21 protein-coding genes and 1 tRNA gene are annotated in these 21439 nt (G+C 68.9%); 8 read left to right on the plus strand and 14 right to left on the minus strand.

Going from position 1 to position 21439, the window contains the following annotated elements:
• Nucleotides 1-23 precede the first annotated feature (23 nt).
• The 3 genes from AB5J62_RS40350 to AB5J62_RS40360 are packed head-to-tail and all read left to right on the plus strand — an operon-like array spanning nt 24 to nt 3355.
• Nucleotides 24-245, plus strand: coding sequence for a hypothetical protein (locus tag AB5J62_RS40350; protein WP_370945292.1), 222 nt, complete (start codon nt 24-26; stop codon nt 243-245).
• A gap of 6 nt (nt 246-251) precedes the next feature.
• Entirely contained in the window at nt 252-2984 is a 2733-nt protein-coding gene (locus AB5J62_RS40355) for an FtsK/SpoIIIE domain-containing protein (protein ID WP_370945293.1), read from the plus strand.
• Nucleotides 2985-2986: 2 nt separating this feature from the next.
• Entirely contained in the window at nt 2987-3355 is a 369-nt protein-coding gene (locus tag AB5J62_RS40360; RefSeq protein WP_370950471.1) for a hypothetical protein, read from the plus strand.
• A gap of 215 nt (nt 3356-3570) precedes the next feature.
• On the opposite strand, the gene AB5J62_RS40365 is transcribed toward AB5J62_RS40360, so the two are convergent.
• On the minus strand, nt 3571-6021 hold the full coding sequence (locus AB5J62_RS40365) for an endonuclease/exonuclease/phosphatase family protein (protein WP_370945294.1): 2451 nt from the start codon (nt 6019-6021) through the stop codon (nt 3571-3573).
• A 233-nt stretch (nt 6022-6254) separates the two neighbouring features.
• On the opposite strand from AB5J62_RS40365, the gene AB5J62_RS40370 reads away from it, so the two are divergent.
• A complete protein-coding gene (locus AB5J62_RS40370) occupies nt 6255-7517 on the plus strand; it encodes a BNR-4 repeat-containing protein (RefSeq protein ID WP_370945295.1) in 1263 nt (420 codons plus the stop codon).
• A 294-nt stretch (nt 7518-7811) separates the two neighbouring features.
• On the opposite strand, the gene AB5J62_RS40375 is transcribed toward AB5J62_RS40370, so the two are convergent.
• The 6 genes from AB5J62_RS40375 to AB5J62_RS40400 all read right to left on the minus strand — a co-directional run bounded on the left by AB5J62_RS40375 (nt 7812) and on the right by AB5J62_RS40400 (nt 10327).
• A complete protein-coding gene (locus AB5J62_RS40375; RefSeq protein WP_091288398.1) occupies nt 7812-7973 on the minus strand; it encodes a hydrophobic protein in 162 nt (53 codons plus the stop codon).
• 16 nt (nt 7974-7989) lie between these two features.
• Nucleotides 7990-8409, minus strand: a complete 420-nt coding sequence (locus AB5J62_RS40380; protein WP_370945296.1) for a hypothetical protein — start codon at nt 8407-8409, stop codon at nt 7990-7992.
• A gap of 5 nt (nt 8410-8414) precedes the next feature.
• Entirely contained in the window at nt 8415-9017 is a 603-nt protein-coding gene (locus AB5J62_RS40385) for a hypothetical protein (RefSeq protein WP_370945297.1), read from the minus strand.
• Nucleotides 9018-9205: 188 nt separating this feature from the next.
• Nucleotides 9206-9293: transfer RNA gene (locus AB5J62_RS40390), tRNA-Ser, on the minus strand.
• A 90-nt stretch (nt 9294-9383) separates the two neighbouring features.
• Nucleotides 9384-9848, minus strand: a complete 465-nt coding sequence (locus AB5J62_RS40395; protein ID WP_370950472.1) for a nucleoside deaminase — start codon at nt 9846-9848, stop codon at nt 9384-9386.
• Nucleotides 9845-10327 (minus strand): tRNA adenosine deaminase-associated protein, encoded by a 483-nt coding sequence (locus tag AB5J62_RS40400; protein ID WP_091288401.1) that lies wholly within the window; start codon nt 10325-10327, stop codon nt 9845-9847. Before AB5J62_RS40400 ends, AB5J62_RS40395 begins: the two co-directional genes overlap by 4 nt.
• Nucleotides 10328-10403: 76 nt before the next feature.
• On the opposite strand from AB5J62_RS40400, the gene AB5J62_RS40405 reads away from it, so the two are divergent.
• The gene (locus tag AB5J62_RS40405) at nt 10404-11633 is read left to right on the plus strand and encodes a M20 family metallopeptidase (RefSeq protein ID WP_370945298.1); all 1230 of its coding nucleotides are present in this window, start codon (nt 10404-10406) and stop codon (nt 11631-11633) included.
• An 8-nt stretch (nt 11634-11641) separates the two neighbouring features.
• On the plus strand, nt 11642-12619 hold the full coding sequence (locus tag AB5J62_RS40410) for a prephenate dehydrogenase (protein ID WP_370945299.1): 978 nt from the start codon (nt 11642-11644) through the stop codon (nt 12617-12619).
• Here the strand turns inward: AB5J62_RS40410 and AB5J62_RS40415 are convergent, their stop codons facing one another.
• A complete protein-coding gene (locus tag AB5J62_RS40415; protein WP_370945300.1) occupies nt 12620-12820 on the minus strand; it encodes an antitoxin in 201 nt (66 codons plus the stop codon). It abuts the gene before it with no gap.
• Nucleotides 12821-12827: 7 nt separating this feature from the next.
• Complete coding sequence (locus AB5J62_RS40420) at nt 12828-14729, minus strand: FUSC family protein (RefSeq protein WP_370945301.1); 1902 nt, start codon at nt 14727-14729, stop codon at nt 12828-12830.
• 73 nt (nt 14730-14802) lie between these two features.
• Here AB5J62_RS40420 and AB5J62_RS40425 point away from each other — a divergent pair, with 73 nt between their 5' ends.
• Together AB5J62_RS40425 and AB5J62_RS40430 are read left to right on the plus strand one after the other, a co-directional pair.
• Nucleotides 14803-15252 (plus strand): SRPBCC family protein, encoded by a 450-nt coding sequence (locus AB5J62_RS40425; protein ID WP_370945302.1) that lies wholly within the window; start codon nt 14803-14805, stop codon nt 15250-15252.
• An 81-nt stretch (nt 15253-15333) separates the two neighbouring features.
• Nucleotides 15334-16101, plus strand: a complete 768-nt coding sequence (locus tag AB5J62_RS40430) for a polysaccharide deacetylase family protein (RefSeq protein WP_370945303.1) — start codon at nt 15334-15336, stop codon at nt 16099-16101.
• A gap of 287 nt (nt 16102-16388) precedes the next feature.
• On the opposite strand, the gene AB5J62_RS40435 is transcribed toward AB5J62_RS40430, so the two are convergent.
• The 5 genes from AB5J62_RS40435 to AB5J62_RS40455 all read right to left on the minus strand — a co-directional run bounded on the left by AB5J62_RS40435 (nt 16389) and on the right by AB5J62_RS40455 (nt 21431).
• Nucleotides 16389-18956, minus strand: a complete 2568-nt coding sequence (locus AB5J62_RS40435; RefSeq protein ID WP_370945304.1) for a CHAT domain-containing protein — start codon at nt 18954-18956, stop codon at nt 16389-16391.
• A 72-nt stretch (nt 18957-19028) separates the two neighbouring features.
• Entirely contained in the window at nt 19029-19499 is a 471-nt protein-coding gene (locus AB5J62_RS40440) for a hypothetical protein (protein WP_091288409.1), read from the minus strand.
• The gene (locus tag AB5J62_RS40445; protein WP_370945305.1) at nt 19496-20101 is read right to left on the minus strand and encodes an RNA polymerase sigma factor; all 606 of its coding nucleotides are present in this window, start codon (nt 20099-20101) and stop codon (nt 19496-19498) included. The genes AB5J62_RS40440 and AB5J62_RS40445 overlap by 4 nt, the downstream gene beginning before the upstream one ends.
• Nucleotides 20102-20401: 300 nt before the next feature.
• The gene (locus tag AB5J62_RS40450) at nt 20402-20572 is read right to left on the minus strand and encodes a hypothetical protein (protein WP_370945306.1); all 171 of its coding nucleotides are present in this window, start codon (nt 20570-20572) and stop codon (nt 20402-20404) included.
• 160 nt (nt 20573-20732) lie between these two features.
• The gene (locus AB5J62_RS40455; protein ID WP_370945307.1) at nt 20733-21431 is read right to left on the minus strand and encodes an SGNH/GDSL hydrolase family protein; all 699 of its coding nucleotides are present in this window, start codon (nt 21429-21431) and stop codon (nt 20733-20735) included.
• Nucleotides 21432-21439 lie beyond the last annotated feature (8 nt).

Here is a 21439-nt window from a genome sequence, read left to right on the forward strand (position 1 = left end):
GCGGGCTTCCCGAGCTGCATCAGATGCTGGCCGCCGCGCAGGCGAGCACCGCTGACGGGCGTGCTCATCTCGAACGGGCTAAGGCCTTGCTCGAAGACGCGACGCGCGCCATCGTCGAAGCGCAAGCAAAGGCCAACCCATGGCTGCCACCACAGCTCGCACAGGCCATCGAGCAGATCGATGTCCAGCTCGGCAAGCTGACGGCGGCCGGCGAACTGCTTACCGCGTACCAAAGCCGGTTGTAGGGAGACATGGCGAACAGGGCCGAGGAACAGCGCAACCGTGTCCGTACCGCGTTGGAACGGGTACGGGCCCAGATCGCGTTGGTGCTCGGCGCCGCCGCCAACGCGAGACAGGCGGCGGAGGCCGAGCTCGCCAAACTCGAGCTCGAACGGGTGATAGTGCGCTCGGGGATCAACCAGGTGACCCCGCAGCAGCAGGCCGAATGGAGCCGGCACCCCGCGTCCGCCGAGGTCTTCTCGACACTGCGGGCCGTCCGCGCGCAGTTCTACACCGACTGGACCGCCGGGCCCAACGCGTTGCGGGAGCTGGTCGCCGCCAACGCGCCGGGCCCGGCCGGGCGGCCGGCCGGTGACTGGCTCGGCCGGGTCGGCGCGAATCCGGGGCTGTCGGCGCCGGGGTTGTGGCGGATCGGTTCCGCGACCGCGGAAGGCCAGGACATCTCGCGGGTGTTCGATGTCGCCGTCCCGCTTTTGGACGAGGCGCACCTGTCGATCACTTCGGCGCCGAAAACGCGCGAGACGGTCGACGCGATCGTCGAAAACCTGCTGATGCGGGTGCTGAGCACGTTCGAACCCGGCGCCGTGCGCATCCATCTCTGGGACATCGGGCAGCTGACCGCGATTCTGCCGAGCCTGTACCCGCTCAGCCGCACCAGCGCGCTGACGCTGTACGACCCCAGCAGGCTCGAAGACCTGCTCGACGAGCTCGCAGGCCACATCCGGCGCATCCACGCGACCGGTATGCAGGCCGGATACACCACGCTGCGCGAAATCCGGCGGGAGACCGGGCAGCGCACCGAGCCGTGGCGCATCGCCGTGCTCTACGGCAACGGCGAAACCCTTGACCACGAACAAGCCCGCGAGCTGAAGCGGGTGGCCAGCGGTGCGCTCGCGGCCGGGATCTCGCTGATCCTGATCGACGTGCCGACGGCGTTGAGCACCTCGGTCGAGACGATCGACCTGCTCGACTCGCGCCGCGCCGTGTGCAGCATGACCGGGCACGACCTGATCGTCGACCTGGAAACGCCGCTGCCGTCTTCGCAGGTCACGCGGGCCGCGCGGGCGATCGCCGAAGCGTTGATCGCCAAGCAGGGCGGGCCGCGCTCGTTCGCCGATCTGCTGCCGAACGAGTTCGGCAAGGAGAGTTCGGCACGGGAACTCCGCGCGCCCGTCGGGTTCTACGAAGGCGAGCCGGTCGACGTGGTGATCGGCGACGCGAGCCCGCATGTGCTGATCGGCGGGCCGAGCGGGTCCGGCAAGACGAACTTCCTTTACGCGCTGCTGGGCAGCATGGCCGCGCGGTACTCGCCGAACGAGCTGGCGCTGTATCTGCTGGACTTCAAGGAAGGCGTGTCGTTCGCCGGGCTCGCGCCCGGCCGCAAGGACGCGAGCTGGCTGCCGCACGCGCGGCTGGTCGGGATCAACGTCAACACCGACCGCGAGTTCGGCTTGGCACTGCTGCGTTTCCTCGCCGACGAACTGCGGCGGCGGTCGGCGGCGGCGAAGGAGCACGAGGTCACCAACCTCGCCGACCTGCGTGAACAGGACCCCGAGGGGCACTGGCCGCGGATCGTCGCGGTGATCGACGAGTTCCAGTACCTCTTCGCCGGCCGTGACGCGGTGACCGCGCAGGCGACCCAGCTGCTCGAAGACATCGCGCGCCGTGGCCGGTCACAGGGCATCCACCTGGTGCTGGCCAGCCAGGACGTCGCGGGCATCGAAGCGTTCTGGGGCAAGCCCGCGGTGTTCGAGCAGTGCACGCTGCGGATCGCGATGCCGAAGGCGCGCCGGGTGCTGGCCGACACGAACAACGCGGCCGTCGCCGCGCCGAAGTGGCACGCGGTGATCAACCACGATTCCGGTGTGGCGCACGGGAATCAGCTCGCGCATGTGCCGGACGCGAGCAGCAAGGACGTGTTCGTCAAGCTGCAGCACAAGCTGTGGGAGCGGCATTCCGACGGGCCGCGCCCCCGGCTGTTCGACGGCGCGCATTCGCCTGAGCTGGACCGGTTCCCGGCGTTCACCCGCCTGAAGCCGAACACCAAGCCGCGCGCCCTGCTCGGTCAGTCGATCGACGTGACCGAGGCGGCCTGCGGGGTGGACCTGCCGTCCGCGCCGGGCCGCAACATCGCGGTGCTCGGCTCGTCCGCGGCCGAGGCACTGTCCATCATGGACTCTTCGGCGCGGTCACTAGCCCGCCAATACCGGCACGGCGCGGTCGAGTTCATCCTGAGCTGCCCGATCGAGTCGTGCGTGCCCGCGGTGACCGAGCTACTGCACCAGCTGCGCGCGGAGGGGCACAACGCGACACTGCTCGACGAGCTGTCGCCACGGCTGACCGAGCTGTCCGAAGGTCTGTCCACTTTGGATACGCCGAAGGTGCTGCTGCTCTACGGCGTCGACGCGTCGTTGCCCGCGCTGGAAGCCAAAGCGCCCGGCGTCATGAAGAGCGGTCTCGATCATTTGCGCGTGCTGCTCAAGCAGGGACCTGGCCACGCCGTGCACACCATTGGTTGGTGGCGGAGCGTTTCCCGGCTCAAGGACACGCTCGGCTTCGCCGGCACGGACGACATCGGCACCTGGGCCGCGCTGGACGTGCAGGGCAACGAGCTCGCGCCGTTCGCGGCCGGCATGGTCGTGCACTGGTCACCGCGCCCCGGCCGCGCGTTGTTCTTCGACCGCAGCACCCACGGCGCACCCGAAGTGATCATCCCGTTCCAGCGACCGGACGGTGGAGCATGACGATCGACGACAACGCGACCGCGGCAATGCGCTACAAGGAGATCGTGAGCATGGCCCGCGGCTCCGCCGAGCAACTCCGCAACTGGGAACTCGCGCGCGCGGACGAACTCGAGTACGCCAAAGCCGAAGCCGCGGCGGCCGTCACGGCCGCGACCGAACGCGAAACCTGGGCGTCCGAACGCGCGATCCGCTGGTGGCGCATGGCGATCCACAACGTCAGCCGCCTGCCGTGGCTGGAAACCGCGGGCGACCCGGACCCGGCGTCGAACGCCCGGCCCCAGTACTTGGAGCGCTACCTCGAAGAGGTCAAGCCCTCGTACCAGGAGCTCGTCCAGGCGGTACTCGCGCTCGGCTGGCGCGCCAAGCGCTGAATTTAGCCCGAAAGCCACTTTCGTCATGTCCTATCTGACGAAAGTGGCTTTCGGGGTATTACACGCCCCGAAAGACGCATTGGGGACCTGGCAGGTACCGAAAGGCGCATTGGGGACCTGGCAGGTACCGAAAGGCGCATTCGGGACCTCCCACGGACCGAAAGACGCTTTCGGGACATGGCATGCCCCGAAAGCGTCTTTCGGTCCCTTGCGAGCTACGGCTTGGGCAGGTATTTGCCGATCAGCTGGTCCAGGTAATCGAGCAGGTCGTAGAAGGCGTCGCCGATAGCGTTGCCCGTGCTCGGCCGGAACCGCAGCACCTGCGGGTCGTGGTCGCTGGCCTGCTGGGCGAACTCGGCGTTGATGTGCACGACGTCGTAATCGAGGCCGCGCGGCGCCTTCGACGCCAGGATGTGGTCGAGCACCTGGGACTGGCCCTCGAACACGTAGCTGTACCGCTCGCTCTCCGGCACCGTGGCGATGAGGTCGGTCAGCGCGCCACCGGCCGTCAGCGTCTTCACCGCAGGCGAGAACGGGTAGTCGTTCAGGTCGCCTGCGACGACGATGTTCGCGCGTGAGTCCGCCGCGAGCAGCTGGTCGATGAAGCCACGCAGCACGGTCGCCTGCTTCGCACGCTGAACCTCGGAGCTGCGCGTCGGCGGCTGGAAGCGGCCGTGCGTCGGCTGGTCGCCGCCCTTGGAGTTCATGTGGTTGGCGATGACGAACACCGTGCGGCCACCGAAGACGAACTCGCCTGCCAGCGGCTTGCGGCTGGCGGTCCATGCCTCGTTGGCCGGGTCGACGCGACCGGGCGAAAGCGTCAGCTGCGCCTTGCCGTGCACCTTCTTGACGCCGACCGGGGTCACCGCGTCGCCGCCCGGACGGTCCACAAAGGACACTCGGGCCGGGTTGAACAGGAAGCCGACGCGGATGTTGCCGCCGGGCTGGCCGCCGTCGGTCAGGTCCTGCGGGTCGATCTCGCGCCACTGGTAGCGCGGGCCGCCTGCCGTGACGATCGCGTCGGTGAACTTCTGCAGCGTCTGGTCGGCCGCGACGACACCGTCGCCGTTGCCCTGCGGGCCGTTGTTGTCCTGGATCTCTTCCAGCGTCACGATGTCCGGCGACGCGAGGCTGTCGACGATGCCGTGCGCGAGCTGGTCGAACTTGGCCTGCGTGTCCAGCGGCGAGAGGTTCTCGACGTTGTACGTGGCGACGGCCAGCTCGCCGGCGCGCTGCCGGCGCGTGGTCTCGCGCTGCAGCTGGTTGTCCTTCTCCGCGCCGAGCACCGAGGCCTGCAGGGTCGGGCCGCCGAAGTTGCTGTACTCGATCGGGCCGGAGGTGACGCCGGTCAGCACGTCACCGGTGTTGAGCTTCGGGAACGGACGCTGCTCGAACGGGATCAGCGACTGCACCTTGAGCACGCCTGAGTTGAGCTTGTCGTAGTCGAGGTAGACCGAGCCGCCACGCACCGACGGGTGCTGCTCGGGCTTGGCGGTGATGTACAGCTCGTTGAACGAGGTCGTCGGGCCGACGACCCGCGCGTCCGTGAAGCTGACGATCTCGCTCTCGTGCGACTCCCAGAAGTCGAGCGAGTACTTCGACGGCTCGAGCGGCAGTGCCTCGATGTTGCCGCCGACCTGCGGCGCGACGGCGTCCGGGATCATGCTCGACACGACCGAGGTGGCGCCGGGCAGCGGGTTGCCGCTGGAGTCGACCGTCCAGGTGGCAGGCGAAAGCTCCGTCAGCGACTGGAAGTTCGAGGTGGCCGGCGCGTCGGGGTAGAACTCGCGCACGGTGCCGGCGACGGTCACCGCGTCACCGACGGCGACGGCCGGGGTGGTCGAGCCGGTGAAGACGAACAGGCCCTCGCTGGTACGCGGGTCGGCGTCGGGCTGCGAGTCGGTGATCCAGAACCCTCGTGCCGAGCCGAACGGGCGGACGGCGGTGACCACGCCGGTCACGTTCGCGACCTTCTGGTCCTTGAGCGGCGAGATGCGCGTGGTGCCCTGGATGTCGTGGACCTTGGCGTTGGTGGGAGCCGGGCCGGGGTCGCCGCCGGTGCTCTCGCCCTTGCTGTTGGTCGGTGTCGGCGCGCCCGCGGTGAAGTCGGCCGCGTTGTCGTCGGTGTCGGCCAGCGAGGCGGCGCGCGCGACGGCGTTGGTGTTGCTCGGCGCCGGGGCAGAGCCGCCCTCGCGGACGACCGCGTTGCCGAAGCCGACCAGGTCCTTGACGCGGGCGTCCGCCGCGCAGTCGGCCGCGGTCTTGCAGGTCAGCGCGGTCGTGCCCTGGACGAGCGCGATCGTGCCGGTGGTCGCGGACATCTGGATGGCGCCGGTCGCGTCCGGGGCCGGGAGCGCGACGGTGCCGCCCGCGCCCTTGCCCTCGGCGACCAGGTACCGCTTGCCGGCGGCGATGCTGCCGGTGAGCGCGGTCGTCTGCCAGGTGCTGCCCGCGCTCGGCGCGCCGGGCAGGTATTGGACGCTGAAACCGTCGAGGCTCACGGGTGCCGCGCCGCGGTTGGCCAGCTCGATGAAGTCGTTGGTCAGCGTCGCGCCGCTGTTGCCGCCTCCGCCGTAGACCTCGGCGATCACCGCGTCGGCGCTGGGCGCCGCGATGGCCGTGGAGGCGCCTAGGACAAGGCCGCTCGTGACGGCAAGAACTAACAAACTTCTTCGGGAGTTCGTCACCCTGAGTCCCCTTATTCACTCGGACGGTCGACGAATACTCCCCCGAACAAGTGAGTAATGGGAGGCCATCAAGGCAACAATTCGTGACTACTTTCCTTGGCGCATCCTGCCGTGTCAGGATGAGGGTCCGCCGCCTGAATCCGTGCAGGAGGCGTTTCTTTATGCCCAGGTTGTCCGGCTTCATCCCTTGGTTGGTGTCGATCGTCACAGCCGTGAGCGCACCCGTTTTCGCTACGGACGGCTTCACCGTGATGACAACCGCGACCACTGTCGCCTCACGCAGCGACCGCAGGCCGGTGGCGGGCGGGGTGTACGACCCGGTCGCGGACAAGACGTTCATCTCGTGGTCCGGCAAGGCGGCCGACACCTACGTGCAGTCCTACGACCACAAGAAGAAGACATGGACGTCGCCGAAAAAGATCTCCGGCGGCGAATCCGATTCGCACAATTACCCGACGATGGTGCTGGCCGACGACGGCCATCTCTTGATCTTCCGCGGCATGCACAACACACGCACGGTGATCAACCGCGCGCCCAACGTCCATTCACTCGACGGCACCTGGACCGAGACGAAGGTCGCCGCCGGCGACGCCGCGAGCTACCCGATGCCGGTCAAGCTCAACGACGGCACGCTGTTCATGTTCTACCGCGAGACGACGAACCAGATCGACTCGAAGGCCGCGGCCGACTTCCGGCCGATGAAGTACATCGTGTCCAAGGACAACGGCAAGACGTGGAAGAACTCGGTCCAGCTGACCGGAAAACCATGGGCCTTCGGCTCGAAGGGCCGCGCCGACCATATGGACGAGATCTACGTCGGCCAGCTGCGCCTGGTGCCCGAGACCGGACGCATCCAGTTCGCCTACACCCTCGCGGGCGGCGGGCCGACGCAGCACAAGCACGACGTCTACCACCGCAACGTCTACTACGCCTCGTTCGACCCGGTCAGCCTGACGTTCTACTCGGCGGCCGGACGCGACCTCGGCACGCAGGTCGACGACAGCGAGCAGGAGCAGTACCTCAAGATCGCCGACACCCCGCTCGAACTGCCGGGCGGCGCGAAATCCCCCGACTACATCCTCCAGGTGGGTTCCCAGTCCGGTAAGCCGTTCGTCCTCTGGTTCCAGTTCGACTCGAAGGGCTCGCCCCTCGACTACGCGGCGACCTGGAACGGCACCTCCTGGGACCGCAAGCAGATCACGACCGGCCTCCGCCTCCGCGAGGCCGAACCCCTCGACGCGTCCACGTGGCGCGTCTACGGCACCCGCGACGGCAAGCCCAACATCGAGACGTTCCTGTTCACGCCCGGCAACACCTGGAAACCCGAAACCACGATCACGACGGCGAAGCCGGTCCAGCGGATCGAGGTCATCACGGGCTTCCGTGACCCGGCGCGCCTCCTGATCTCGGGCGCCTCATCGGCCCGAGACGTCTCCGTCGCCGACGGCGACATCTACGTCGCAGGCTCCAACTAGACCCCGCGAAAACCCGAACGACGCATTGGGCCCCCGCCAGGTGCCGAAAGCCGCATTGGGAACCCGCCACGGACCGAAAGCCGCATTCGGGACCCCCGCACGTACCGAAAGCCGCATTGGGGGCCTCCCAGGGACCGAACGACGCATTCGGGACCTACCACGGACCGAACGACGCATTGGGGTCATAGCAAGCCCGAAAGCCACTTTCGGCAGGTGCGATCTGACGAAAGTGGCTTTCGGGGTATGGGCGGAGGAGCGGACCGCGTCGTCCGCTCCTCCAGGTCCGAGCGAGGGCTACCAGCGATACCAGCGGCCGCCGCCGGTGGCCGGGCGGACGAAGAAGCCCAGCAGCCACAGGATCAGGACGATCCCGGCGATCCACCAGAGCGCGTGCACCGCGAATCCGGCGCCGCCCAGTACGAGTGCCAGCAAGAGAACCACGATGAGCAGACCCATTCGACTTACCTCCCGGTTACGCGCTCAGCAGCTGGTTGAAGAAGGAGCGGTAGCTCCGCAACGCCACTCGAAGGTCTTCGGTGGGCGCTTCTCCTTGCTGCCATTGGGATTCGAGTTCGCGCTTGTGTTCGGCGAAGGTCGCGGCCAGCGATTGCATGATCGCGGCGACGAGCTGGTCGGCGTCTTCGACGGCTCGTTTCGGGTCGTCGACGAAGGCGGCCTGCAGTTCCTGCCATTGGGCGCGGAAGCCTTCGACCTCGTCCTGGCCGAACAGTTCCCTGGCGGGTTCGTCCTGCCGGGTTTCGTTGCCGGGCGTGTGCTCGAAATCGTTGTCCCGCAAGGAATCGTCTTCCGGTAAGTCCCGTTCGACCTCGCGCGACTCTGGTGCCGGACGGGCGTCCAACAGATCCTGCGTGTTCAGTCCGCGTTCTTCCATGTCGTTCACCTCCGCTGCTCGTCGGCGTGCTGCGCCTTGTCGCGATGCCCGTTGTGCTGGTGCCGGTCGTCGGCGCCGTCGGTCAGCAGGTCCTCGAAAACGGTGCGGTAGCGGACCATCGCCTCGCGCAGCCGTTCAGTCGACGCCTGGCTCCGCTCGTGCTCGGAGAGCGTGTCGTGCGCCGCGCGGTAGTGCTCGAGCGTGCGGGCGTGGCGTACGGAGAGGTCCGCGGCCTGCTGTTCGTAGCCGCCATCGGTGGGATAGCCGCGCTCGGCCATCAGCTCGCCGAGTACCCGGTCGGCTTCGGTGAGCGCGCCGGAGGGCCGGTCGACGAACTGCTCCTGGATCAGGGCCCAGCGTTGCGTGTACCGCTCGCGTGCGGAGGCCGACAAGGGCTTGATGTCGAGTTCCTTGTGCCGCTTCTCGCGCTCGGCCAGTTCACGCTCCGCCTCGCGCGGGGATTCCTTCTCCCGCACGGCCCTTTCGTACTCCGGGCCGAACTTCTCTTTGAGGTGGCGACGACGCGTCTGCTGCATCAACAGGACTGCGACCAGAGCCACAATCACGACCGCCGCGACCACGAGGATGACAACCACTGTCGTGGACATCGGTTTCTCCTTGGGTTCCTTTGCCCCTACTCCAAGGAAATTCCCGCTGAGCCCGGCCGGAAACTACGCCAGACGGCGCAACTCTGGCGGACATCCGCCATGATCGGCGCGCAACCGTCCACAAGGGACAGCCCGGGAAAAAGAAGCAGCGCCGGCCCTCTCGGAAGAGGACCGGCGCTGCTTCGGTGCGGTGGCGGTGGGATTTGAACCCACGGACGGGGGTTACCCGTCACACGCTTTCGAGGCGTGCTCCTTCGGCCGCTCGGACACGCCACCGCCAAGAAATATACCCGACCGCCTGAGTGCGCCTCGAAGGGGTCCTGGTCTGGCCCGTCCGGCGCTCTGAGCAGCGCGGATGCCGGGCTTCTAAGCGTGGCCCCCGCCACGCTGGTCTGCGAAGAACTGCCCCAGTAGCGCGGCGCACTCGCTCTCCAGCACGCCGCCGAACACCTCTGGTCTGTGGTTGAGTCTTCGGTCGCGGACGACGTCCCACAGCGAACCGACCGCGCCCGTCTTGGGCTCCCAGGCGCCGAACACGAGCCTGGCGACGCGGGAGAGCACCAGCGCGCCGGCGCACATGGTGCACGGCTCGACGGTCACCGCGAGCGTGCAGCCTTCGAGGCGCCAGCCGTCGCCGTGTCTTCGGGCGGCGGCGCGGATGGCCAGTATCTCGGCGTGCGCGGTGGGGTCTTCGAGCTCTTCGCGCGCGTTGCGGGCGGTGGCCAGCACTGAGCCGTCCGGGCCGAAGACGACGGCCCCGATGGGGACGTCGGCGCCAGAGCCTCGCGCCACCTCCAGGGCGGCGCGGACGGCGTCTTCTGGGGCTCTCAGATCTCGTCCAGCAGCTTGGTGAACTCGCTGTCGAAGCCACAGCGCTGGGCGATCATCTGGAGTTGCTCGTCCGGATAGAGGTCCACCTCTCCGACGATAACCTCAAGTTCGACGCCCGGCAGGCCGAGATCGGCGAGTATCTCGAGATCGCCCTCCGGCCAGACGGACTCGTCGTCCTCGTCGGGCGGGTCGACGCGCAGCAGATCGAGCACGTCGGCCGCGATGTCGTAGTCGAGTGCCGCCGCCGCGTCGGACAGCAGCAGCGAGGGTCCGCGCGGGCTGGGCCGCACGATCACGAAGAACTCGTCGTCCACCGCGAGCAGCCCGAACGAGGCACCGGTCGACCGTAATTTCCCGAGCTCGGTGATCGCGGCGTCGAGCTCGGACAGCGCCCCGGAATCCAGCGCACTGCACCGCCACTTGCCGTCCTCACGGACCACGGCCACCGCGAACCCCGTGATGGGCTCTTTCACCGCCATGCGCACACCGTATTCCCGTCTCCGGATCAGCGCACACACGGTGCGCCGACAGGCCGTCAGGTGCCACTATCGGGACATGACCGGACCCACCGACCTGCCGACCATGCCGGACGCCCGCTTCGCCGGTTTGCTCGACGAGGCGAAAGCGCTGCAGGACAAAACCGTCGCACTTCGCCGCGAGATCCACCGGCACCCGGAGCAGGGCCTGCACCTGCCGGTAACGCAGGAGGCGATCCGCAAGGCGATCGAAGACCTGCCGCTGGAGATCACCTCCGGCAAGTCGACGACCTCGCTCACGGCCGTGCTGCGCGGCGCGAAGCCGGGTCCTGCCGTGCTGCTGCGTGGTGACATGGACGCGCTGCCGCTGCAGGAGGACACCGGGCTCGAGTTCGCTTCGGCGACCGACGGGACGATGCACGCCTGCGGCCACGACACTCACGTCTCGATGCTCGCGTCGGCCGCGCGGCTGCTGGCCGCGCACTCCGGCGAGCTGGCCGGTTCGGTTGTGTTCATGTTCCAGCCGGGCGAAGAGGGCTATCACGGCGCGCGGCACATGATCCACGAAGGCGTGCTGGAGGCGGCCGGTGAACGCGTCGAGCGCGCGCTGGCGCTGCACATCTTCAACAGCGCGAAGTCCGGTGTCATCCAGACCAGGCCCGGTCCGCAGCTGGCGTCGGCCGACAGTTTCGTCGTGCGGGTGACCGGCAAGGGCGGCCACGGCTCCGCGCCGCACGACGCCATCGACCCGGTGCCGGCCGCCGCCGCGATGGTCGGCGCGCTGCAGACGATGATCACGCGCAAGGTGAGCGTCTTCGAGCCCGCCGTGCTTTCGGTCACCCGGATCACCGCGGGCACGACCAGCAACATCATCCCGGAGACGGCCGAACTGGAGGGCACCATCCGGACGCTGTCCGAGCAGACGCGCGCGTTCGTCCGCACCGAGCTGCCCAAGGTCTGCGAGGCCATCGGGGCGGCGCACGGGTGCCGGGTGCTGGCCGACGTGGAGCCCGGCTACCCGGTGACGGTGAACGACGACCACCTCGCCGGGCACGTGCTGTCACTGGCGGCGGAGGTGCTCGGCGCGCGGTACGCCGAAGAGATGCCGTACCCGGTGATGGGCGCGGAGGACTTCTCCTATGTGCTGCAACGGGTTCCCGGCGCGTTCGCCTTCCTCGGCGGCTGCCCGCCCGAAGTGGATCTCGCCGACGCGGCGCCCAATCACTCCAACCGGGTGATCTTCGACGAGGCGGCCATGGCACACGGTGTCGCCTTGTACGCCGCGTTCGCACTGGACGCCTTGCGCTGAGTGGCAGGATGAGCGGCGTGCGAGACGTATGCGTCATCGGTCTGGGCTTGATCGGCGGATCGCTGCTGCGCGCCGCCACGGCGGCCGGCAGGACGGCGTTCGGCGCCACGGCGTCCGAAATGGACGCGGACGCGGCGAGCAGACAGGGCTTCGACGTCACCGCCGACGTCGCGGTCGCACTGCGGCGCGCGGCCAAACAGGACGCGCTCGTGGTGCTGGCCGTGCCGCTGCCCGCGGTCGAGGACGTGCTGCGCCAGGTGTACGAGCACGCGTCGAACTGCCTGCTCACCGACGTGACCAGCGTCAAGGGCCCGGTCTTGGACTCGGTCAAACGGCTGGCGAAGTGGAACAAGTTCGTCGGCGGGCACCCGATGGCCGGCTCGCAGGAGTCCGGCTGGACGGCCACGAACCCGGAGCTGTTCCAGGGCGCCGCGTGGGTCGTCTGCGTCGAAGAGGACACCGATCTGCGGGCTTGGGCGGAGGTCGCGCAGCTCGCGATCGACGTCGGCGCGCACGTGATCCCGCTGCCCGCGGACTCGCACGACGAGACGGTCGCGCGCATCTCGCATCTGCCGCACCTGTTCGCCGCGATCCTCGCGACGATCGGGGCGCAGGGCGGGCCGCTCGCGATGGCGCTGGCCGCGGGCTCGTTCACCGACGGCACGCGGGTGGCGCAGAGCCGTCCGGACCTGGTGCGCGCCATGACGGAGGGCAACAGGGCGGCGTTGCTGCCGATCGTCGACGAGGCGCTCGGCAGGCTCGGCGCGACGCGCGGCTCGCTGGCGTCGACCGGCGGGCTCGCCGCGACGATCAACGCCGGTCATGAGGGCGCGCAGACGTTCCTGGCCGGCAAGAACCTGCAGCGGGCCGGGGTGCGGGTGAGCCTGGCCGCCGATGACGCCAGGGACGGCCTCATCGCGCTCGGCGAGCGCGGTGGCCGCATCACCGCCTTCGACGGGGACACGGCCATCGGCGAAGTGAGCTAGCTACTTCGGCTCGTCAGGGGTTTCGTCGTACTTGTTGATGAAGTCCTTGGCCTTGCCGGTGACCGAGTCGATCTGGTCGCCGTGGCCGAACTTCTCCTTCGCGAACTCGCCCGCCTTTTCGAGGCCGTCCTCGATCTTGTCGCCGTGCTCGCGAAGAGCTTCCTCTGCCTTGTTCTTCAACGCGTCGAAATCGATGCCCATGGCACCATCAAACCCGATCCGGCTCCGGACCGCGCACCGCGTCGAACGCGGCGGTCACCTGATCCGCGACACCGGCCAGCCGTTCGCTCTCCGGGAGCGGCATCGTCACCGGCCAGCGCTCCTCGCGGATGGCCGCCGCCAGCTCCGCCAGCGCGGCTTTGACGAGCTCGACCTCGGCGGGATCGGGCAGGTCACCGCTGTGCACGACGACCTGCGTGACCGCGTCGGTGACACGTTCCAGCCCGGCGATCACCGGCCACCACGCGACGGCCTGGCGCCCGTTCGGCGACGGCTCGACGACGACCTGCTGGAACGCCGTCCGCAGATCGGCGAGCGCGCGGTAGGCCTTGCGACGGGCACGTGACCGTTCCAGCCGGTCTTCACCCGAGACGGTGAGCGCGCGTTCGACGTACTTCGAGACGACACCCATCGAGTCCGCGAGCAGTCCGCCGACGCGCGGGCGGCGGCTGCCCGGCCAGAGCAGGTAGCCGAAGATCAGCACGATCGCACAGCCGAGGACGGTGTCGACGAGCCTGGCGGTGGCGACCGACCAGGTGCCGTTGGTGGACAGGTCGGTCTGCAAGATGATCAACGGCGTGACGAACGCGCTGAGGATGCCGTAGTTGCGGACCTTGCCGATCGCGACGCCGCCGGCGAACAGCCCGATCAGGATGACGAGCGCCCAGCCGCGCACGCCGAACCCGAGTGCCACGGCGCCGATCGCGACCCCGGCGACCGTGCCGATCCCGCGCAGCACCGCGCGGCCGAACACCGAGCCGAAGTCGGGCTTGAGCACCAGGCCGACGGTCAAGGTCAGCCAGTACGACCGTTCCAGCGGGAGCAGCCAGCCGACGAGTTCGGCCAGCGCGACGCAGTACGAAAGGCGCAGCGCCGCGAGCCAGGTCAGCGGACCGGAGATCAGCGAAGACGCCCACTCGCGCAGCCGCAGCAGCGGCGACGTGGGCTTGCCGCGCTTGCGATCGTCGCCCTTGTTGATCCGGATCAGGCCGTTGTAGAGCGCCTTCGTGCCGGGATCCGCGTCCGGTGGCGGCGACGGCGCGGGCGGCAGCGGCTGGTTCGCGAGCACGGCGGCCGCGGCGGCGGTCAGGTGGTCGATGACCTCGGCGGGCGCGCGGCGTCCAGTGTGGACGAGCGCGACGGCGGCCTCGACGGCCTGTGTCGTGGCCGACAGGAGATTGAGCAGCTCGCGGTAGGCGGCGTCGCGCCCGGACAGCCAGGAGCGGGCGGTCAGCAGCTGGTCGTAGCCGGTGTTCATCGCGGTGGTGAGCTGATTGCGCGCGACGCGCGCGGTCGCCTCGTCGGTGGCGGAGAGCATCGCGGCGAGTTCGATGTAGACGTGCGCGACGGCGTTGCGCTCCGGGCTGGTCGCGCGGAACGTCCAGCTGGCCAGCGCGACGACCAGGCTCCAGGCGGCGCCGAGCAGGAAGAGCCCGAACGCGTGCTCGGCGCGGACGGCGGTGGCGTGCTGGGCGGTGCCGAGCACGCAGAAGACGAACATCTGCAGCCCGGCGACGGACGCGTTGCTGCCTGCCGCGCTGATCAGCGCGGACGTCCCGGCGACCAGCACGACGGCGATCGCGGACACGGCCACGTTCGGTCCGGCCAGCAGCCCGACCAGATAGCCGGCGGCGGCCGCGGCGCTGGCGCCCAGCAGCCGGATCGCGCGGTAGCGGTACGGACCGGCCGACTCGGACAGCACGGCGGGCAGCGCGCCGGTCGAGAGCATCGTGCCGACGGTGATGTCGCCGATCCAGAATCCGACGGCGAGCGGGACGGTCAGCGCGAGCACCGCCCTGACCACCATGTTCCACGGAATGGGAACCGGTTTGCTGCGCAGGAGCTGGACCAGCCAATGCGGCGCGGCGAAGTCGGGGCGCGTCGTGCTCACGTGACCATCTTGACCTATCGGACGGCCGCCGGATTAATTATCGTCGCGTCAACAACAGTCTCGGGAGGCTCAGGTGGGCAAGACGTTCGGTTTCGAGATCAACCGCACGAGCACGGCGCAGGCGGCGACGCTGTTCCGGCTGGAGACCGACGGCGGCCGCTGGTCCGATTGGGCGAAACCGGTGATCGCCCAATCGAGTTGGGAGCGCGAGGCCACCCCGGTCGGCGGCGTCGGCGCGATCCGCAAGGTCGGCCTGTGGCCACTGCTGATGCGCGAGGAGACGATCGAGTTCGAACAGGACCGTCGCCACGTCTACGCCTTCGCCGGTCCGCCGGCGCCGGTGAAGGACTACCGAGCGGAAGTGTTCTTCACCCCAAGGCCTGACGGCGGCACCGACCTCCGCTGGACCGGATCGTTCACCGAATCCGTGCCAGGAACCGGCAGTGTGCAGCTCGCCGTGCTCAAGACCGCGATCAAGGTCATCTCGGCTCGACTCATCGCAACGGCAGAACGTAACTCATGATCACCTGACACAACCCACGATCGGGTGACACGTCCTCCTATCGGGTAGTTCTTGCCCGATAAGGAAAACGGGGGACGTGTCATGCCAAAAAGGACACGAGTGGGGTGCGCACTCGTAGCCGTGCTGTCGCTCATCGTGAGCTGCTCGACGCCGGATCCGCAGCCGCCGGACCCGGTGCAGCGCAACCCGGCGCCCGGGGCGGCGCCGGCGCCGGTGAACGCCGCGCCGTACCCGTTCGGCCAGGTGCAGCAGAAAGCGCCGCCGGTCGCCGATGGCAAGGTCCCGGTGGTGCGCAGCATCAAGACCGACAAGCCGTACGTGTTCATCACGATGGACGACGGCGCGGTCCCGGATCCCCAGGCGCAGCAGCTGATCCAGCAGTCCGGCGCGCACCCGGTGCTGTTCCTGAACCAGAAGTACGTGAAGGGTCACGAGCCCTACTTCAAGGGCCTGCTCGACTCGTCGGGCGCGTCGCTCGCCAACCACACGGTCAGCCACCCGAACCTCAAAGGCAAGCCGTATGACTTGCAACACAAGGAGATCTGCGACAACGCCGACGACTTCGCCCGCGAATTCGGCCAGCGCCCCAGCCTGTTCCGCCCGCCATTCGGCAACTACGACGCGACCACGCTGAAGGCGGCAGCCGACTGCGGCATGCGCGTCGCGGTCCTGTGGACGGCCGCGGTCAACGATGGCGTCGTCCAGTTCCAGGTCGGCGACAAGCTCCGGCCTGGCGACATCGTGCTCATGCACTTCCGCAAGACCTTCGCCGAGGACTTCAACGCCTTCATCGCCCAGGCCAAAAAGGACGGTCTCACCCCCGTCCCCCTCCCCGACTTCCTCGGCTGACCCAGCTAAAAAAATCCCAATGCGTCCTTCGGTCCCTGGTAGGTCCCGAATGCGTCGTTCGGTCCCTGCCAAGTCCCCAATGCGTCCTTCGGTCCCTGCCAAGTCCCCAATGCGTCCTTCGGTCCCTGCCAAGTCCCCAATGCGTCCTTCGGTCCCTGCCAAGTCCCCAATGCGTCCTTCGGTCCCTGCCAAGTCCCCAATGCGTCCTTCGGTCCCTGCCAAGTCCCCAATGCGTCCTTCGGCACCTAGGAAGGACCGAAAGACGCATTGGGATTTTTAGCCCTGGGTCAGCCGGCGCCGAGGCAGAGGAAGGGGCGGCGGAACGGGTCGATCGCCGTGGCTTCGGCGAGTGCGGTGGCGGGCGGGATGCCTGCCGCGAGTTGCTGGTGCAGGTCGGACATGGCTTCGGCCGCGGCACGGTCGCCGACGCGGGCGATGGCGCCGATGACCGTGCGGGAGCCGCTCGCCAGCAAGGTCCCCGCGAAGCCCAGTGCTTCTTCGCCGGGCCGGATGTGGGACATCGCGAGTTCGCACGCGGCGAGTACGACGCGCTCGGGCGGGCGGGTCAGCCGGGCGGTCTCGTGCGCGAAGAGGGGCCCGTCGACCAGTTCCAGCCGGGAGAACAACGCGTTCGCGGGTTCGTGGGCGCCGTGGGCGACCAGGTGCGCGGTGCCGGAACCCTCGAGTGCCTGCAGGACCGCGGCGCTGGTCGCGGCGGTGCCGTCGATCAGCCGGGCGCCGGGGTAGACCGCGCGCAGCTGGCTCACTTCGCCGATGGCGCCGGGCACGCCGGGGCCGCCGGCGAGCAGTACCGGCGAGGCGTGCGGGCGTTTCATGGCGGAGAGCCAGGCGGTCGCGGACGGGGCGACCGTGAGCGGGCGGCCGCGCAGTGACGGCAGCACCGCCCATGGCAGCACGTACAGCGGCCCGATCGGGATGATCACCAGCTCGCGGTCGGCGAACTGTTCGGTCAGCGAAGCGCGCAGCAGCTTGTCGAGTTTCTCCGCGCGCCGGGACGCGGAGCCCGCGACGGCCTCGGCGAGCATCGGCGGCAGGTGGTCGGGCGCGAGTGCGTCGAGGTCGGCGTGCAGCTGCTTGACCGTTTCGATGACCTCGGCGCGGTCACCCAGCTTGGTGAGACTGAACTCGCCGTCGCGGATGATCACGCAGAAGAGCGTCTCGCCGTCGCTGACGACGCTGGCGAGCACGCGGTCGCCCAGCGCCTCGACGATCTCGTCGTTCGTCGCGACCGGGCGCGGCTTGCCCCACGGGCTCGTGTACCAGCCGAGCCTGCGTGCTTCGCTCTGCAGCGCGCTGTACCGCTTTTCCAGCGCTGACACCGATTCGCCGTGCAACCGGTTGCGCTGGATGGTGCCCTGCACCTGGCGCATCTCGGTGATGTGCCTGGCCAGCACCGGATCCTCGATGACCGGCAGCGGCTCGTAGCGGTAGACCTGCGCGCGCGTGAGTTCCTGCCAGGCGAACAGCTGCTTCGCCTGCGACTGGTCGCGCCTGCCGCCGAGCACCAGTTTCAGCGCGAGCCTGCCGAGCTCCTGGCCGTGCACGGCGGTGCCGCACACCAGGTCCAGCCCGCCCATGCGGTCGCGGATCGCGCCGAGTTCGGTGAGCCCGGCCCGCGCCTGGGCGAGCGCCGCGCGCGACCGTCCGGTGGCGACAGCGAGTTCGGCACGGCACAGCCGCAGCAGCATGCGGTGGTCGATCGGGGTGGTCTGACGGGGCTTCGGCACCTGCGACAGCAGGGTTTCCGCCTCGTCGACGGCGCCGCGCCGCAGATGCAGCCGGACGGCGAGCAGCCGCGCGGCCGCGGCCTCGTCGCGCAGGCCGAGCTCGGCCAGTCGCGGCGCCAGCTCGCTCAGCTCGCGCAGCAACCGCGGCGGCGGCTTGCGTGCCTGGTTCGCCAGCGCGCCGAGCGCGCCGGCGCGCAGCCTGGCCAAGGAAGCGACCGCGGCCCACCGGGCGTTGCCACGGCGGAGGAATCGCCGTCGCGCGGTGGCCGCGTACTTCCGGGCCAGCTCGAAATCACCTTCCAGGATCGCCGCGGCGGCGCGCGCGACCTCCGCCTCGGCGATGTCCTGCGCGGCCTTCATCCGGACGAGCTCGGGCATCAGCTCGTCCAGCTGCGCCGCCGCGTCCTCGGCGAGCCCGGCGGTGAGCAGCGCGACCGCCTGGTTCTTGCGCAGCAACGGCAGCCAGCCCGGCGTGGTCGACTTGTAGATCTCGCCTGCCCGCTCGTAATTGCGCAGCGCCTCGGGCACGTCGCCTTCGAGTTGCGCGAGATCACCCAGCCCGTGCCAGGCCCCGCCGGCGAGCCCGTGGTGGCCGAACTCCTCCGCCAGCGCGAGGCAGCGGCGCAGGTCGGCGCGCGCGGCCTCGGGGTTGTTCATCAGCACGTGGACGTACGAGCGGTTCAGCAGATCCGTGGTGAGCAGGAGCTTGTTGTCCTCCACCTCGGCGTCGACGCTGGGCAGCAGCGCGTCGAACAGGGCGACCGAGTCGGCGAGCCTGCCGATCCTGGCCAGCATGATCGCGCGCTGGAGCCCGACGGTGAAGCGGAGGAAGGCGCGTTCCTTGCAGTCCGGCATCCGCACACGCAAGGACTCGGCGGTGTCCAGGTGTTTCAGGCCCGACGACGGCGACTTGGTCTCCGCCTCGGCCGAAGCCAGCGAGATCAGCACCTTCGTGCTGACCTCCAGCCAGTTCACGTCGTCCTGGAGCTCAGGGCCGAGCACCCGCAGTGCCCGCTGAAGTAGCTTCGCGGTCACCGCCGGTCGCGAGTCGGACGCGGCTTTTTGGGCACGGTCATAGAGATCGCGTGCCGCTTCCACGGCTCTCATGAGTTCAAAAAGCGGCCCAGGCACGCCCTATGGGAGCACACCTGTGCCGGTAACGGGAACAACCGACCGGGTCTACAAGACCACTGTGGGCGTCACCACGGTCCGACGACTCGCCAGATCCCCCAAATGCACCAGGATCTGCGTCGTTCCGCAGGGCACGTTGTCCAGCACGAAGCGGCCGCCCTCGTCGGCCGTCGTCTCCGACGAGCCGTGCTCGGCGACCCTCACTTCGACGCTGTACTCGCCCGCGGGCACCAGCCAGCCGTCGATCCGGTTCTTCCGCCCGACCTTGGTGAGGTTGATCATCACGGTCAGGTCGCTGACGGTGAAGGTGATCGTCCCCTGGTCGCCGCTGCCACGGACACCGGCGAGCGCGTCCATGCTCTCCCAGCGCGCGACCTCGACGTCGAGGTTCTCCAGATCGATGGCGAACTGGACCCGTTCGACCAGCCCGGCCGGTGGCGGGTCCATCTCGTCGAGAAATCTGTCCAGATCGGCCAGTAATTCCTCGTCGCTCGGAAAGATCCTCCCGATCTCGTTCATCGGCTGCCCCCTTCACTGGCAAGCAATTCGCGCATTGTGTTGAGGCAACGCCCCCTGGTCGGTCCGACGCTTCCGCGCGGCATGTGCATGGCCTCGGCGACCAGTTGGTATTCGGCCCGTCCGGAAAGGACGGTCAGTCGGAGCAGTTCCTGGCACCGATCGTTCAACTGCAGGAACGCCTGCCAGAGGCGGCGATCCCGGTCGGCCCTGATGGCTTCTTCCTCTGGTGCCGGCTGGGTGCTCGGCATCGACTCGGCGAGCTCGTCGCTCAGCGGGACGGGTGGCGTCTTGCGGCCGTGCGGACGCTGGGCCTCCCGCCGCGTCGTGGTGATCAGCCACGCGGCGAGCGCCCTGGGATCCTTCATCCCTTCGAGATGGCTGAACAAAGCCAGCCATACGGTCTGCACGACGTCCTCCGCGGTGTGCCGGTCCAATCCGTTGCCCCGCGCCACATGCCAGACCAGCGGAGTCAGATCGGCGACCAGCCGATCCAGCGCCGACCGGTCGCCGGCACGGGCGGCTTGCATGCAGGCGGCATGCAACTCCGGGCCGGTCAGGCCTTCCCATGGCGGGTCCACTTCGGCTGTCTGGACGTCGGTCACCGTATCTGCCTCACTTCGAGTTGCTCTTCAAGTCGGCGTTGGCAGTATCGCGGGCTCTTCATCAGAGAGGAGCAGGCAGGTCACTCTGGGATACACAGGTCGCTCAACTGTCGTAGTGGTTCATGGAAGCACGGAAGGCCGGCCCGCGTCGACAAGTCGAACGCAGGACCGGCTCCCGCTTCCTCTTTACTGCCCGCTCCCCAACGGGCTGTCCCCGAAATCCCCTCCCCCGAGCGAGACTTCGAGGAGGTGGCATCCGGCGGCCCCCCTCGACCTCCGGACACCACCTGCCTGAGGTCCTTAGTTGACCGGAGGCGAGTGCGGGCGCCAGTTGTCAGGCGACACCAAGGGCTGCGGCTGCGGCGGGTCCGTCGGCTCCGGGTCCTCCGGCGGCGGCGAATGCGGACGCCAGTTGTCGAGCCTCTCGGCTGCTGGATCTTCCGGCAGCTCAGTGGTGGTCTCGGTCGACATCGTGTTACCCCATTCCCTCTCGGCTACTCCATAAGACGCACTTATCTGGCCTGCAGATACACGGAGTGCAAACTTTTTCAGGGAAATTCAGGGTTACGGAAGAAGCGAGCGTCAGGCGTCACCCTATTGCGGCTGGACACGAACAGCGGGTAACTGGTTACTACCCCGCGGTAACCGTTTCCGCGAGTTGCGCGGCCCAGTGCCGGTAACCGGTCGGACCAGGGTGGAAACCATCTTCCGCGAAGAGGTCGTCTTCGAGGATCTCCGACGGCATCCGCGCGTGGTCGACGCCTGGCACGCGGGTGAGCCGCACGGCGGCCGCGTCGAGCGCGGCCGACCTGGCGCCGAGAACCGCGCGCAGCGGCTGCGGGAGCACCGGGAACTTGTCCATCGGCGGGACGCCGGCGAGCAGCACCGGCACCTGGCCGAGTTCACGGCGGACGGCGATGACGAGTCGTAGCAGGTCACGGCGGTATCGGGCGGCCGAGTGCAGCTCGATCGTGTCGTTGACGCCGAGCGCGATCACCACGAGATCCGCGGGCTCGGCGGACGGCAGCAGCTCCTCCAGTACGACGCGTGCGTTCGCGCCGGTGCGTCCGACGGCCTGCCAGCGCACACCGCGACCGGTCCGCTCGGCCAGCGCCGCGGCGAACTGACCGGTCAACGCCTCTTCGTGCGTCGCGGCGCCGACGCCGTCCACGGTGGACTCACCGAGCACGAGCAGCCGCAGCGGATCGCCGCCCGGCACGGACCCGGTGACCGGGCCGCTCGCGCCCGGCAGCCTCGGTGTCACCCGGCGCACGTGCAACGCCTGTGCCAACAGCACCGGCGCGAGCGCCACTGTCAGCAATCCACGCATGGGGCGGA

Source organism: Amycolatopsis sp. cg5, from assembly GCF_041346955.1.
Classification (GTDB): domain Bacteria; phylum Actinomycetota; class Actinomycetes; order Mycobacteriales; family Pseudonocardiaceae; genus Amycolatopsis.